Source organism: Rahnella sp. 2050, assembly GCF_040544515.1.
GTDB lineage: Bacteria > Pseudomonadota > Gammaproteobacteria > Enterobacterales > Enterobacteriaceae > Rahnella > Rahnella aceris.
Genome location: NZ_JBEPKE010000001.1, coordinates 102,035 through 115,503 on the forward strand (window position 1 = coordinate 102,035; position 13,469 = coordinate 115,503).

Sequence of the window (13,469 nt, forward strand, 5' to 3'; positions counted from 1 at the left end):
CCCTGTGACTTCTTTTACTTCTGAAGAACCGGCAGCGAAAAGCGTGCTGTTAACGCGCCATGAACAGCGAAGCATGGCTGTACAGCTGCTTCTGGCGATGGCGGCGTTTGGTCTGCTGCTGTGCGGCTGGATCTGGCAATGGTTGTTTCCACAGCAAAGTGATGTCGGGCAAATTCTGTTTGGTGTGGCGTCATTGCTGGTGGCAGTTCCTGTGCTGCGCTCGGCAATTTATAGTTTGCGCAGCCCGAGCCTGCACGGCGTCACCGATCAGTTGATTGCGCTGGCTATGCTTGGCGCGTGGGCCACAGGAGACCTGATGACCGCCGCGTTGCTGCCGGGCATTATGATTTTTGGTCATATTCTGGAAGAGCGCAGCGTTATCGGTTCGCAGGAAGCCATCGATGCGCTCAGCCATCTGACCCGCAGCCGCGCCCGGCGGGTTTTGCCCGATGGTGAGATTGAGGAAATCGATAACCACCGGTTGCGAACCGGTGACCGGATTGAAGTGCGCGCCGGTGACCGGTTGCCCGCCGATGGCCGTGTGTTATCAGGTCGCGCCAGTCTCGATACCGCACCGATCACCGGCGAATCGGTGCCACAGGAAGCCTGCGCGGGTGACGATGTGTTCGGCGGTGCCATCAACCTCGACGGATTGCTTTGCGTTGAAGTCACGCGCACCGGTGCGGATGCTACGCTCGGAAAAGTGATTGCGTTGATGCAAAAAGCGGAGCATGCCAAACCGCCGATCACCCGTTTGCTCGAGCGTTACGCCGGGCAATATCTGGTGCTGATTTTGCTGATTGCGGCGGCGACCTGGTTTATCACCCGTGATGCTCACGCCATGCTGGCGGTACTGGTAGCGGCCTGTCCGTGTGCGCTGGTGCTTTCCGCACCCGCCACCGCAATTGCTGGTATTGCTGTTGCCGCGCGTCACGGCATTCTGATCCGCAGCTCCGCTTTTCTTGAGGAACTGGCGGATCTGAATGCCATTGTAGTGGATAAAACCGGCACGCTGACCCACGGTGAACTGCATCTGCAACGTACGGTGCTGGCAGAGCATCAATCCTCTGACGCCGTGCTCAGTCTGGCGGCCAGTCTGGGCGCGGCGAGCAGCCATCCGGTCAGCCGTGCGCTATCTAAGTTACTGCCGCGTGAACAATACTTACCGCTGGAAGACGTGTCGGAACAGCAGGGTATGGGCGTGCGGGCGCAAACTGCGCAAGGCGAGGCGTTGTTAGGGCGCCCGGCATTCTTCAGCCAGAACACTATCGCGATGACCGTCGTACCTGAACATGACGGGCCGCTGGTTGGTCTGGCGCTGAACGGGCATTTTCTCGGCTGGCTGTTGCTGGCAGATTCATTGCGGCCTGAGGCGCACACGGCGTTAGCTGAACTGCGTCAGCTTGGCCTGCAGCGACAACTGCTGCTGACCGGCGATCGCGCCAGCGTGGCTGAGCGTATTGCCGGAGAACTGGGCATCAGTGATGTGGTGTCGCAGGCTTTACCGGAAGATAAACTGCATCAGGTCTCCGCTGAAATTGTGCAGGGTTACCGCCCGATGGTGGTCGGTGACGGCATTAATGATTCGCTGGCGCTAAAGGCTGGGGTGGTGGGGATTGCGATGGGGGCGGGCGGCAGTGATATCGCGCTCGCCTCCGCCGACGTGGTGCTGATCGGCAGCGACTTACGCCGTCTCGGCACCTGTGTTCGACTGAGCCGTGCCTGCCGCAGGACGCTGAAAATCAATGTGTTCATCGGGCTGGGCTGGACGCTGGTGGTGATGGCGGCGGCCGCGATGGGGTGGTTAGGCGTGGGGGGCATACTGATTGCCGCGTTGCTGCATAATCTCAGCACTTTGCTGGTGCTGGGGAATGCGGGGCGTTTGCTGCGTTTTGATGAGCCGCTTTAAATAAAGTCGGTTAGTTATATTTCTAAAATTTCAGGTGTTAGCCAGGCTCGATTCTTTTGCACCTGGCTAACACTCTTGTCAAAAGCGGCGGTTAAAGCTCAGCTTTGAAGGTATGCAGGCGACGCATGGTTTTTTCCAAACCTTCTTTCATCAGCAACTCAGTACAGCGCAGCGACTCATCAATCGCGTCGTCAATCAGCTTTTGTTCACTGGCTGGCGGCTTGCCGAGCACAAATCCCACCACTTTGCTTTTATCGCCAGGATGCCCGATACCGATACGCAGACGGTAGAAGTTCGGGTTGTTACCGAATTTACTCTGAATATCTTTCAGGCCGTTGTGGCCACCGTTACCCCCACCCAGCTTGATTTTCGCCATGCCCGGCGGGATATCCAGCTCGTCATGCGCGACCAGAATTTCATCTGGCTCAATGCGATAGAACTGCGCCATCGCCAGAACCGCTTTGCCACTCAGGTTCATAAAGGTGGTCGGCACCAGCAGACGGACGTCCTGACCGGCCAGAGAAAGGCGGGCGGTATAACCAAAAAACTTACTTTCTTCTTTCAGTTGCTGGTTGTGCTGGCGTGCGAGAAGGTCGACGTACCAGGCGCCGGCATTATGGCGGGTCTGGGCGTATTCTGCGCCGGGATTGGCCAGTCCAACGATCAATTTAATGCTGCTCACGATGTTCGCTTCTTTATCCGGTGAGGTTTAGCGCGCTAGTTTACCTGTCACTTTGGGCTGTGCCAAATATCAGACAGGGCAAACCCGCCTGATGTGCCAGATTTTGAATAGTTTACGTGTCTGACTATTCACTTTCCGAACGTATCTGACTGGAAAACGTAAAGATTTGTCATTCAATGTTCTCTGTCTGTGATCGTGACCGCAAAGTGAACCGGATGGGACGTCTATAGTTAAAGGCAGGAAAAGACAAGACAGCAGTGATGCTAAGACTATCGACAACTGGAGGTGACTTATGAAACGTAAAACCGCAAGAATAATCGGCAATGGCCTGATGGGACTCGGTTTGCTCACAATGGTCGGTGGTGTTGGTTATTCCATCCTGAATCAGATGCCTGAACTGGGGTTACCACAATTTTTAGCGCATGGCGCAATTGGTAGCATCTTCGTCGGCGCCATTTTATGGCTGGCGGGAGCCAGAGTCGGTGGACAGGAGCGTGTTGCAGACAGGTACTGGTGGGTTCGTCACTTTGATTCCCGCTGCACGAACGGTAAGTCACACCGTCATTCCTGAGTTTATCAGGCTGTAATCTGGCTTCTTTGGTAATAAAAAAACCGTTGTCGCTCACACGATAACGGTTTTTGCATTTCAGGTTCTGTCAAAACAAAATGCCCCTGAAAACAGGGGCATAATGATTAATGCTCGAACATCGCAGAAATGGATTCTTCATTGCTGATGCGGCGGATAGCCTCAGCCAGCATGCCTGACAGGGTCAGGGTACGCACTTTTTTCAGTGCACGGATTTCAGCGGAGAGCGGGATGGTGTCACAGACAATCACTTCGTCGATGACGGAGTTTTTGATGTTTTCCACTGCATTGCCGGAGAAAATCGGGTGGGTGGCATACGCGAATACGCGTTTAGCACCGCGTTCTTTCAGTGCTTCGGCAGCTTTACACAGCGTGCCGCCGGTATCGATCATGTCATCAACCAGTACGCAGTCACGACCAGCGACGTCACCGATAATGTGCATCACCTGAGAAACGTTTGCGCGTGGACGACGTTTATCAATGATAGCCATATCGGTATCGTTCAGCAGTTTTGCCACAGCACGGGCACGAACAACACCGCCGATATCCGGAGAAACCACAATCGGGTTTTCCAGGTTCTGTTGCAACATGTCTTCAAGCAGAATAGGGCTGCCGAACACGTTGTCTACCGGGACATCGAAGAAGCCCTGAATCTGCTCTGCATGCAGGTCTACAGTCAGAACACGGTCAACACCGACGCTGGACAGGAAGTCAGCAACAACTTTAGCGGTGATAGGCACACGGGCAGAACGCACCCGGCGATCCTGACGTGCATAGCCGAAGTAAGGAATAACGGCTGTGATACGACCAGCGGAGGCGCGGCGTAAGGCATCAACCATTACGACCAGTTCCATCAGGTTATCGTTAGTAGGCGCGCAGGTGGACTGGATAATGAAAATATCTCCGCCACGTACATTTTCGTTAATTTGCACGCTTACTTCACCGTCGCTGAAACGACTGACGGCGGCGTCACCAAGGCTGGTGTATAAACGGTTGGCAATACGTTGTGCTAGTTCCGGGGTGGCGTTACCAGCAAAAAGCTTCATATCAGGCACGAGAAGAACCTCAGGCTTGCGTCCAGGGAAGACATTGGCTTTTGGCACCACCGGGCGGTGAGCGGTACCAAAGCATTATGCTCACGATACTTCTAAATCTTACTACTTAAATCTGTTGAATAATTGGCTGGCAAAGAACAGACACAAAACTACCGTGACTCTCTACGCTTTGCCCGCAGTTCTCAACCAGACGTCACGAAAACGGTGCAACGGCGAGATATTAACACCTTGTGCGACAAAACTCCGACTCCACGATGGTGTTTTGTCTAAAACCTGACGGGCGGCAGACTCGGTGTCGAATTCCGCAAACACACAGGCACCCGTTCCGGTCAGTCGCGACGGCGCGTATTCTAACAGCCAAGAAAGTAGCTGTTCAACCTCGTAAAAACGTTTTCTCGCAATCGGTTCGCAATCATTTGCGTAAGGCGTGTCTAAAAGCACATTTACAGTGCGTTTTGGTGTATTTCTGGTCAGTTGCGGATCGCTGAAAATCACCGGCGTCGCAATGCTGACACCCGGATGGGCGATCAGATACCATTTTTCCGCCGGTTCGACCGGCTGCAAAATCTCGCCAATCCCTTCAGCAAAAGCAGCATGGCCCATCACAAAGACCGGCACATCCGCGCCCAGCGTCACACCCATCTGAGCCAGTTCGGTATCAGAAAGGCCGCAATTCCATATCGCATTCAGTGCCACCAGCACAGTGGCGGCGTTGGAAGAACCGCCGCCCAGACCGCCGCCCATTGGAATTCGTTTTTGCAAGGTAATGTCTGCCCCCTGAGACGTGCCCGCGTGCTGTTGCAGAAGACGGGCGGCGCGTACCACCAGATTCTCGTCATCTGCAACGCCTTCAACTGGCGTGGTCAGCACGATATCGCCGTCGTCGCGGACTTTAAAACTCAGGCTGTCACCGTAATCCACAAACTGAAACAGTGTTTGCAGATCATGGTAGCCATTCGGGCGCTGGCCGGTGATATAAAGGAACAAATTGAGTTTAGCCGGAGAAGGCCACCATTGCTGCGTCATCTCAGTTTAGCGTCCAGTTATCCATTTTCAGCTTGATACGCTGTTCTCCCTGGGTCATTTCCAGACGCTGCGGCAGGGACGGTTTGGCATCCTCGTCATAGCTCTGATACACCACGGTGCCTGGTTTTCCGTTCTGCGTGAACTTAACTTGTGACAGGCGGTACTGACTGTCGAGGGTGAAATCGGTGCCGTCACCCGGCAAACCGAGCATCCACAAACGCAGATTAGCCAGCGGAATCGACATGCCGGTCAGTTTCTGGATCATGTCATCCGGATTATCACTGGTGTAATGCTTGCCTTCATTGTTGGTCAACTGCGCAATACCGCTTTGCACTTTTAATTCCATTTCCGTGCTGCCCAGCGGATTGGTCAGCAATAAACGGTAGCTGTCAGGGGAATATTGTTGCCAGAAGAAGCGGGCATAGACTTTCTGTTTATCGGAAAGATAAGCGAAAGAACCGCGGGTCTGATAATGCTCGAGTTGTTTAACCTGAGCTTCGTGTTCACGCCACTGCGGTGAAGTCGGGCTGGTCGCCGGGCCTTTCGGCGCGTTAATCGAACAGGCGGCAAGGACTAAGCTTGCAAGAGGAAGAAGGCGAACAAAGTGTGCTTTACGCATTGGCATAACAGATAAAATCCTTTGTGCTTTGGCGAAATGGGATGCCAGGGCAAATGTGGCGTGCGTCAGTTTAGCACAGCCCGCGCGAGGGGTGATCTCAACCCTGTGCAGATGATCGGCGATTGAAAGGTTTTGGGACAATGCTGATGTGTAAAAGGATTTAACCGAAGATGCTGTTCGCCTTTTATTGATCTCGCGCATCTTGTAGAATGCCCAACAGACGTAAACCCATACTATTATAAAGTATAAGCCGATAATCGCTCTCCCTATGACCCTGCTTGCATTAGGTATCAACCACAAAACCGCCCCGGTGTCTCTGCGTGAACGGGTAACATTTTCACCCGAGACCCTCGATCAGGCGCTCTCCAGTCTGCTCCAGCAACCGCTGGTGCAGGGCGGTGTCGTGTTGTCTACCTGCAACCGCACTGAGCTGTATCTGAGCGTTGAGCAACAGGAAAACCTGCAGGAGCAACTGGTTAAGTGGTTATGCGATTACCATCATCTGAGTGAAGATGAAGTGCGCAAAAGCCTGTACTGGCATCATGATAATGAAGCCGTCAGCCATCTGATGCGCGTGGCAAGTGGACTGGATTCACTGGTGTTAGGCGAGCCGCAGATTTTGGGGCAGGTTAAAAAAGCCTTCGCCGAATCGCAAAACGGACGGGCGGTTTCCGGTGAACTGGAGCGTCTGTTCCAGAAATCTTTCTCCGTGGCCAAGCGTGTGCGTACTGAAACTGATATTGGCGCCAGCGCCGTTTCTGTTGCGTTTGCGGCCTGTACTCTGGCACGCCAGATTTTCGAATCCCTTTCTGAGCTAACCGTCTTGCTGGTCGGTGCGGGTGAAACCATCGAACTGGTGGCGCGTCATCTGCATCAGCATAATGTCCGCCACATGATGATTGCCAACCGTACGCGTGAACGTGCGCAGGTGCTGGCGACGGAAGTGAACGCAGAAGTGATCAGTCTGCAGGATATCGATTCCCGCCTCGCTGAAGCGGACATTATTATCAGTTCTACCGCCAGCCCGCTGCCGATTATTGGTAAAGGCATGGTCGAGCGCGCGTTAAAAGCCCGCCGTAACCAGCCGATGCTGATGGTGGATATTGCCGTTCCGCGTGATATTGAACCGGAAGTCGGCAAACTGGCGAACGCCTATCTGTACAGCGTCGATGACCTGCACAGCATCATTCAAAACAATCTTGCACAACGCAAAGCGGCGGCCATTCAGGCTGAAACTATCGTTGAGCAGGAGAGTTCAAACTTCATGGCCTGGCTGCGTTCGCAGGGAGCCGTTGAAATTATTCGTGATTATCGCTCGCGTGCTGATATTATTCGCGCCGACGCACAAGCAAAAGCTCTTGCCGCCATTGCGCAGGGCGCTGACGTCGAAGCGGTGATCCATGAATTAGCCCACAAATTGACAAACCGCCTTATTCACGCACCAACCCGTTCTCTGCAACAGGCAGCCAGCGACGGTGATGTGGAGCGTTTGCAAATTTTACGCGACAGCCTCGGGCTGGGTCAGCAATAGTTCTCCTTTTCTCACAGGGTTAAACACCACGCATGAAGCCTTCTATTGTTGCCAAACTGGAAGCGTTACAAGAGCGCCACGAAGAAGTGCAGGCGATGCTTGGCGATGCCGGCGTCATTGCCGATCAGGATAAATTCCGCAGTCTTTCCCGCGAATATTCACAGTTAACGGCTGTTTCTGAATGTTTTCTGGCCTGGCGTCAGGCACAGGAAGATTTAGAAACCGCTGAGATGATGCTCGACGATCCTGAGATGCGCGAAATGGCGCAGGATGAGATCAAAGAGTGCAAAGCCAATATCGAAGAACTCGAAGAAAAATTACAGGTTCTGTTACTGCCAAAAGATCCGGACGATGAACGCGGTTGTTTCCTGGAAATTCGTGCAGGAACCGGCGGTGACGAGGCGGCTATTTTCGCCGGTGACTTATTCCGTATGTACAGCCGCTACGCCGAAATGCGTCGCTGGCGTGTAGAGATCGTGAGCGCCAGCGAAGGCGAACACGGCGGTTATAAAGAAGTGATCGCCAAAATCAGTGGCGAGGGCGCTTACGGCCAGTTCAAATTTGAGTCAGGCGGCCACCGCGTTCAGCGTGTACCGGAAACCGAATCTCAGGGGCGTATTCATACCTCCGCCTGTACCGTTGCCGTGATGCCGGAAATTCCGGAAGCCGAGCTGCCGGAAATCAACGCCGGCGATTTGCGCATTGATACTTTCCGCTCATCCGGCGCTGGCGGACAGCACGTTAACACCACGGATTCCGCGATTCGAATTACCCACATTCCAACCGGTATCGTGGTGGAATGTCAGGATGAACGTTCACAGCACAAAAACAAAGCCAAAGCGATGTCCGTGCTGGGCGCGCGTATCCGTGCTGCGGAAGTGGCAAAACGTCAGGCAGAAGAAGCCTCGACGCGCCGTAACCTGCTCGGCAGTGGCGACCGTTCTGATCGCAACCGTACCTACAACTTCCCGCAGGGGCGTGTTACCGATCACCGCATCAACCTGACGATTTACCGTCTGGATGAAGTGATGGAAGGTAAACTGGACAGTCTGATCCAGCCGATCGTGCAGGAATATCAGGCCGATCAACTCGCCGCGCTATCTGAGCAGGACTGATGGATTTTCAGTCCTGGCTGCGTGATGCCACCCGCCGTCTTGCTGCGGGTGAAAGCCCGAAGCGGGATGCTGAAATCTTGCTTGGTTTTGTGACCGGCCGGGCAAGAACTTTTATTATGGCTTTTGGCGAAACGCTGCTGACAGCCGGACAACTTCAACAACTGGAAATTCTGCTTGCGCGACGTGAGCAGGGCGAACCCGTTGCCTATCTGACCGGCGAGCGAGAATTCTGGTCGCTGCCACTGTCTGTTTCTCCCGCGACATTAATTCCCCGTCCTGATACCGAATGCCTGGTGGAACAGGCGTTGATCCGTCTGCCTTCTCAACCCGTCAGCATACTGGATCTCGGCACAGGAACCGGTGCGATTGCACTGGCGCTGGCCAGTGAACGCCCGGATTGCAAGGTTACCGGTGTCGATCTGCAACCGGATGCTGTACGCCTCGCCCAACACAACGCGCAAAAGCTGAATATCCTGAATGCGCGATTTTTGCCGGGCAGTTGGTTTTCACCGGTAGCCGGTGAACGTTTCGCGCTGATAGCCAGTAATCCGCCGTATATCGATGCCGCCGATCCGCACCTGGCGAAGGGTGATGTACGTTTTGAGCCCGCCAGCGCGCTGGTGGCAGAAAATGCCGGTCTGGCTGATCTGGCGCATATTATTCAGGCGGCACCCGCGTATCTTCACAAAGGCGGCTGGTTACTGCTCGAACATGGCTGGCAGCAGGCGACTGACGTGCAGGCGTTATTGCGCGATGCCGGTTATCAGCATATCGCGACGGTAAAAGATTATGGCGATAACGATCGTGTCAGCCTCGGGCAGTGGGAGCCGCTACACGGATCAGAAGAAAATCAATTGGTTAGAATTTAAATTTCAAAGGAAACGGACAATGGCATATGTCTGGATCAAGAATCTGCATCTGCTCACTATAACCCTGAGTATTGCATTGTTTGTTTTACGATTTTTTTGGAAATGGGCAGGTTCTGCTATGATGCAGAAACGCTGGGTGAAGACTGTTCCCCATATTGTGGATACAGTGCTGTTATTAAGTGGTATTTCGCTTATCTTCATCACACACTTTTATCCGTTCAGCCCTCAGGGAACCTGGCTGACCGAAAAGATTTTTGGCGTTATTATCTATATCGCGCTGGGTTTTGTGGCCCTGAGCAAGCGACCAGTCAGTCAGAACATCCGCTGGCTGGCCTTTATTCTGGCGCTCGCTTGCCTGTATCTGATTCTTAAACTGGCGCTGACGAAAATACCGCTGCTAATGGGATAACTATGAGTACCCTTGCTGATTTTGAATTTAACACCGCCCGGCTCAGTACCGGGGTGATCAAAGTAACGGAAGCCGTGCGTTTCGATTTCAATGCGGACGACGTTCGCCACCAGTTACAGTCACTGGTCGATGAAGCCCGCCGTGTCGTTCCTGAAGAGCTTGATCAGGATCAGCAGCTCGAAGTGTTGATTGAACTGTTTTACCGCACCTGGGGTTTTGGGGGCGCTGGCGGCGTTTATCGTCTGTCTGATGCTATCTGGATCGACAAAGTGCTGTCTTCGCGTCAGGGCACACCGGTTTCACTGGGGGTGATTTTTCTGCACATTGCGCATGAACTGAGTTTGCCGCTGATGCCGGTGATTTTCCCCACTCAGCTTATCTTGCGTGCTGACTGGCTCGACGAAGAAATGTGGCTGCTTAATCCGATCAACGGCGATACGCTCAATGAGCATATGCTCAGCGTATGGCTGAAAGGCAATCTGGGCGTAATGGCGGAAATAGAAGATGACGATCTGGAAGAAGCGGAAAACACGCTGATCGTCCGCAAAATGCTTGATACGCTGAAAGCCGCGCTGATGGAAGAAAAACAGTTCGAACTGGCTCTGCGCGCCAGTGAAACGGTATTGCAGTTTGACCCGGAAGACCCCTATGAAATCCGCGATCGCGGGCTGATTTATGCTCAGCTGGAATGCGACCATGTGGCGATTTCTGATCTCAATTATTTTGTTGAGCAGTGTCCGGAAGACCCGATTTCAGAAGTGATTAAAGTGCAGATCCATTCGATTGAGCACAAACAAGTTACGTTGCACTAATTTATACTTACCTTACGTCACATCCGCAAAGTTATGACAGAACAATGAGTTATGTTATTTTCGGGTGAAAGATTTATCACTAAAAAGGCCAAAGCATGAAACATAAAGTGGTTAGCATTCAGGACATCAAAGTCGCCAACGATCTGCCGTTTGTATTGTTCGGCGGGATGAATGTACTGGAATCGCGCGATATGGCGATGCGTGTGTGCGAGCATTACGTCACTGTGACGCAGAAACTCGGCATTCCTTACGTGTTCAAGGCGTCTTTCGATAAAGCCAACCGCTCATCTATTCATTCCTACCGTGGTCCGGGCCTGGATGAAGGTATGAAAATTTTCCAGGAGCTGAAAAAAGCATTTGGCGTGAAAATCATCACCGATGTGCATGAATCCTGGCAGGCGCAGCCTGTATCTGAAGTGGTTGATGTGATCCAGTTACCTGCATTCCTGGCGCGTCAGACCGATCTGGTTGAAGCCATGGCGAAAACCGGCGCAGTAATTAACGTGAAAAAACCACAGTTCGTCAGCCCCGGTCAGATGGGCAACATCGTCGACAAATTTAAAGAAGGCGGCAACGATCAGGTGATTCTGTGCGATCGCGGCAGTAACTTCGGTTATGACAATCTGGTTGTCGACATGCTGGGCATGAATGTGATGATCAATGCTACGGGCGGTCATCCGGTGATTTTCGACGTGACTCACGCACTGCAAACCCGTGATCCTTTCGGCGCTGCTTCTGGCGGTCGTCGTGCTCAGGTTGCTGAACTGGCTCGTGCCGGTATGGCGGTAGGTATCGCCGGTCTGTTTATCGAAGCGCACGAAGATCCTGCTCACGCGAAATGCGACGGTCCGTCAGCCTTGCCGCTTGATAAACTGGAACCGTTCCTGGTTCAGATGAAAGCCATCGACGATCTGGTGAAAAGCTTCCCGGCGCTCGATACCAGCAAGTAATCTGACCTATTCAGATAAAACAAAGGCGACCTCCGGGTCGCCTTTTCCGTTTACCGCGCAGGTTTATAACGCGTCGTGCAAAGAACTGTGGAAACTCAGTTTGCCTTCCACCGGCTGCATTCTGGCGCGGGCCAGGGTTTTCAGCGGCTGGAAAGGGATCTCAGCGATTCGCAGTTCTGTGCCTTCCGGCAAGGTATTGATGAAGTTGCGTAATGCACTGACGCCACCGGCATCGAGTACGGCAACGCGATCCCATACCAGAATGATCACTTTCTTGCCTTCGCTGCGCACCTGCAATTCACTGAAGATACGTTCCGCCGCAGCAAAGAACAGCGGGCCATTGATACGCAGCACCAGCGTATCTTCCGGTATGTCGGCCATCACTTCCGTCAGGCGGGTGAGTTTGGCGATACGGCGCATAAACAGCAGCGACGCCATCACGATACCTGCGGTAATCGCAATCACCATGTCGAACAGTACCGTCAGGCTCATGCAGGTCAGCATCACCAGAATGTCGTCTTTCGGTGCACGGCGCAGTAAATCCACCACTTTATGCGCTTCGCTCATATTCCACGCCACCATCAGCAATAACGCCGCCATCGCCGCCAGCGGCAACCATGAAAGCAACGGCGCGAGAATGAGCAGGGCGAGGATCACCAGCAGCGAGTGAATAATGGCCGAGACCGGAGATGTTGCACCGGCGCGAACGTTAGCCGCAGAGCGCGCAATCGCCGCTGTAGCGGTGATGCCGCCAAAGAAAGGGCTGACCATGTTGCCGATACCCTGACCGATCAGTTCGTTATCCGAATGGTGTTTTTTGCCGGTCATGCCATCGAGCACCACGGCGCAGAGCAGGGATTCAATCGCGCCCAGCATTGCCATGGAAAACGCAGCAGGCAGCAGCGCCTGCACCAGAGACCAGCTCAGTCCGCTGCCATCGGATTGAGTCCACGGCAGGGCGAATTGCGGCAAAATAGGCGGAATGCCGTTGCCCTGCGAACCGTCAGGCAGCAGGAAGTGAAAGCGTGAACCTATGGTGGCGACAGGGTGTCCTGCCTGCATGAAAATGGCCATCACCGCGCAACCCGCCAGCAGAGCCGGAAGATGACCGGGCACGCGCAATCCCAGTTTTGGCCAGAGGATTAATATACCGAGCGTCACGATCCCTATCGCGGCATCGCCGATATCCAGCGTTGGCAGCGCCATGACCAGCGCCGCAACTTTACTCAGATAATGTTCCGGCACCGTTGCCATCGTCAGGCCAAAGAAATCTTTAAATTGCATGGTGCCGATGGTGATCGCAATACCGGACGTAAAGCCGAGCGTGACAGGCAGCGGTATGTATTCGATCAACCGGCCAAATCGCGCCAGCCCCATGAAGAGGAGCATAAAACCAGACATCAGCGTAGCCAGCAATAAACCGGACAAACCGAACTGTTGTGAGACTGGATAGAGAATGACAACAAACGCCGCCGTCGGGCCGGAAACACTGAAACGTGATCCTCCGAAAACAGCGATGACAATCCCGGCAATGGCCGACGTATACAGCCCGTATTGCGGCGGTACACCGCTGCCAATGGCCAGCGCCATGGCCAGCGGGATGGCGATGATCCCCACGGTGACGCCAGCAATGGCATCTTTGAGTAAGCGTTGAAGCGTATATTTTTCACGAAAACAGGCGTCTATCAGTGCGCTGAAAGGCCTGATATGGCGTCTTCCTGAAGTATTCATAGGATGTAAATCACCTGACAGAAGAATGGATATTAACCCGGTATTCCTTCACCGGAAAAACGGTAGCCTACGCCTTTCAGGGCCACTACGCGTAGACATAAATCAAGCCTTGCTTACACAAAGGCGTGTTGCCGCCCTTATAGTGTAATTGTTCGCCATGTGATGTGCCGCCAGA

At 53.5% G+C, this 13,469-nt stretch carries 13 protein-coding genes; 8 read left to right on the forward strand and 5 right to left on the reverse strand.

Annotated features, from left to right (window positions below):
* The first annotated feature begins 4 nt into the window (after positions 1-4).
* Positions 5-1,909, forward strand: a complete 1,905-nt coding sequence (locus ABIC79_RS00410) for a heavy metal translocating P-type ATPase (protein ID WP_121019324.1) — start codon at positions 5-7, stop codon at positions 1,907-1,909.
* 91 nt (positions 1,910-2,000) lie between these two features.
* Here ABIC79_RS00410 and pth read toward each other — a convergent pair whose 3' ends face one another.
* Positions 2,001-2,591 carry an aminoacyl-tRNA hydrolase gene (gene pth / locus ABIC79_RS00415; protein ID WP_037034067.1) on the reverse strand — a complete coding sequence of 197 codons (591 nt, stop codon included), beginning with the start codon at positions 2,589-2,591 and terminating at the stop codon, positions 2,001-2,003.
* 292 nt (positions 2,592-2,883) lie between these two features.
* Between pth and ychH the strand changes: the two genes are divergently transcribed.
* The gene (gene ychH, locus ABIC79_RS00420; RefSeq protein WP_013575592.1) at positions 2,884-3,162 is read left to right on the forward strand and encodes a stress-induced protein YchH; all 279 of its coding nucleotides are present in this window, start codon (positions 2,884-2,886) and stop codon (positions 3,160-3,162) included.
* Positions 3,163-3,284: 122 nt separating this feature from the next.
* Here ychH and prs read toward each other — a convergent pair whose 3' ends face one another.
* From prs to lolB, 3 genes are all read right to left on the reverse strand, one after another.
* A complete protein-coding gene (gene prs, locus ABIC79_RS00425) occupies positions 3,285-4,232 on the reverse strand; it encodes a ribose-phosphate diphosphokinase (RefSeq protein ID WP_013575591.1) in 948 nt (315 codons plus the stop codon).
* Between the two features lie 162 nt (positions 4,233-4,394).
* The gene (ispE, locus tag ABIC79_RS00430) at positions 4,395-5,258 is read right to left on the reverse strand and encodes a 4-(cytidine 5'-diphospho)-2-C-methyl-D-erythritol kinase (protein WP_013575590.1); all 864 of its coding nucleotides are present in this window, start codon (positions 5,256-5,258) and stop codon (positions 4,395-4,397) included.
* Position 5,259: 1 nt separating this feature from the next.
* On the reverse strand, positions 5,260-5,883 hold the full coding sequence (gene lolB, locus ABIC79_RS00435) for a lipoprotein insertase outer membrane protein LolB (protein ID WP_013575589.1): 624 nt from the start codon (positions 5,881-5,883) through the stop codon (positions 5,260-5,262).
* Positions 5,884-6,145: 262 nt separating this feature from the next.
* Between lolB and hemA the strand changes: the two genes are divergently transcribed.
* The 6 genes from hemA (at position 6,146) to kdsA (ending at position 11,563) form a co-directional block, all read left to right on the forward strand.
* Positions 6,146-7,408 (forward strand): glutamyl-tRNA reductase, encoded by a 1,263-nt coding sequence (gene hemA / locus ABIC79_RS00440; protein WP_013575588.1) that lies wholly within the window; start codon positions 6,146-6,148, stop codon positions 7,406-7,408.
* A 32-nt stretch (positions 7,409-7,440) separates the two neighbouring features.
* Positions 7,441-8,523: a peptide chain release factor 1 gene (prfA, locus tag ABIC79_RS00445; RefSeq protein ID WP_013575587.1), complete on the forward strand. Its 1,083-nt coding sequence runs from the start codon at positions 7,441-7,443 to the stop codon at positions 8,521-8,523.
* Positions 8,523-9,392, forward strand: coding sequence for a peptide chain release factor N(5)-glutamine methyltransferase (gene prmC, locus ABIC79_RS00450; RefSeq protein ID WP_013575586.1), 870 nt, complete (start codon positions 8,523-8,525; stop codon positions 9,390-9,392). The genes prfA and prmC overlap by 1 nt, the downstream gene beginning before the upstream one ends.
* A 19-nt stretch (positions 9,393-9,411) precedes the next feature.
* A complete protein-coding gene (locus ABIC79_RS00455) occupies positions 9,412-9,801 on the forward strand; it encodes a SirB2 family protein (protein ID WP_037034064.1) in 390 nt (129 codons plus the stop codon).
* 2 nt (positions 9,802-9,803) lie between these two features.
* Entirely contained in the window at positions 9,804-10,613 is an 810-nt protein-coding gene (sirB1, locus tag ABIC79_RS00460; RefSeq protein WP_013575584.1) for an invasion regulator SirB1, read from the forward strand.
* Positions 10,614-10,708: 95 nt separating this feature from the next.
* Positions 10,709-11,563 carry a 3-deoxy-8-phosphooctulonate synthase gene (gene kdsA, locus ABIC79_RS00465; protein WP_015689950.1) on the forward strand — a complete coding sequence of 285 codons (855 nt, stop codon included), beginning with the start codon at positions 10,709-10,711 and terminating at the stop codon, positions 11,561-11,563.
* 63 nt (positions 11,564-11,626) lie between these two features.
* Here the strand turns inward: kdsA and dauA are convergent, their stop codons facing one another.
* Positions 11,627-13,294 carry a C4-dicarboxylic acid transporter DauA gene (dauA, locus tag ABIC79_RS00470; RefSeq protein WP_037034063.1) on the reverse strand — a complete coding sequence of 556 codons (1,668 nt, stop codon included), beginning with the start codon at positions 13,292-13,294 and terminating at the stop codon, positions 11,627-11,629.
* Positions 13,295-13,469: the final 175 nt, after the last annotated feature.

Excerpts from the sequence above, each read along its gene's own strand:
- ychH (WP_013575592.1), top strand. The coding sequence starts at position 2,884 with ATGAAACGTAAAACCGCAAGAATAATCGGCAATGGCCTGATGGGACTC.
- ispE (WP_013575590.1), bottom strand. The coding sequence starts at position 5,258 with ATGACGCAGCAATGGTGGCCTTCTCCGGCTAAACTCAATTTGTTCCTT.
- lolB (WP_013575589.1), bottom strand. The coding sequence starts at position 5,883 with ATGCCAATGCGTAAAGCACACTTTGTTCGCCTTCTTCCTCTTGCAAGC.
- hemA (WP_013575588.1), top strand. The coding sequence starts at position 6,146 with ATGACCCTGCTTGCATTAGGTATCAACCACAAAACCGCCCCGGTGTCT.
- prfA (WP_013575587.1), top strand. The coding sequence starts at position 7,441 with ATGAAGCCTTCTATTGTTGCCAAACTGGAAGCGTTACAAGAGCGCCAC.
- prmC (WP_013575586.1), top strand. The coding sequence starts at position 8,523 with ATGGATTTTCAGTCCTGGCTGCGTGATGCCACCCGCCGTCTTGCTGCG.
- ABIC79_RS00455 (WP_037034064.1), top strand. The coding sequence starts at position 9,412 with ATGGCATATGTCTGGATCAAGAATCTGCATCTGCTCACTATAACCCTG.
- sirB1 (WP_013575584.1), top strand. The coding sequence starts at position 9,804 with ATGAGTACCCTTGCTGATTTTGAATTTAACACCGCCCGGCTCAGTACC.
- kdsA (WP_015689950.1), top strand. The coding sequence starts at position 10,709 with ATGAAACATAAAGTGGTTAGCATTCAGGACATCAAAGTCGCCAACGAT.
- dauA (WP_037034063.1), bottom strand. The coding sequence starts at position 13,294 with ATGAATACTTCAGGAAGACGCCATATCAGGCCTTTCAGCGCACTGATA.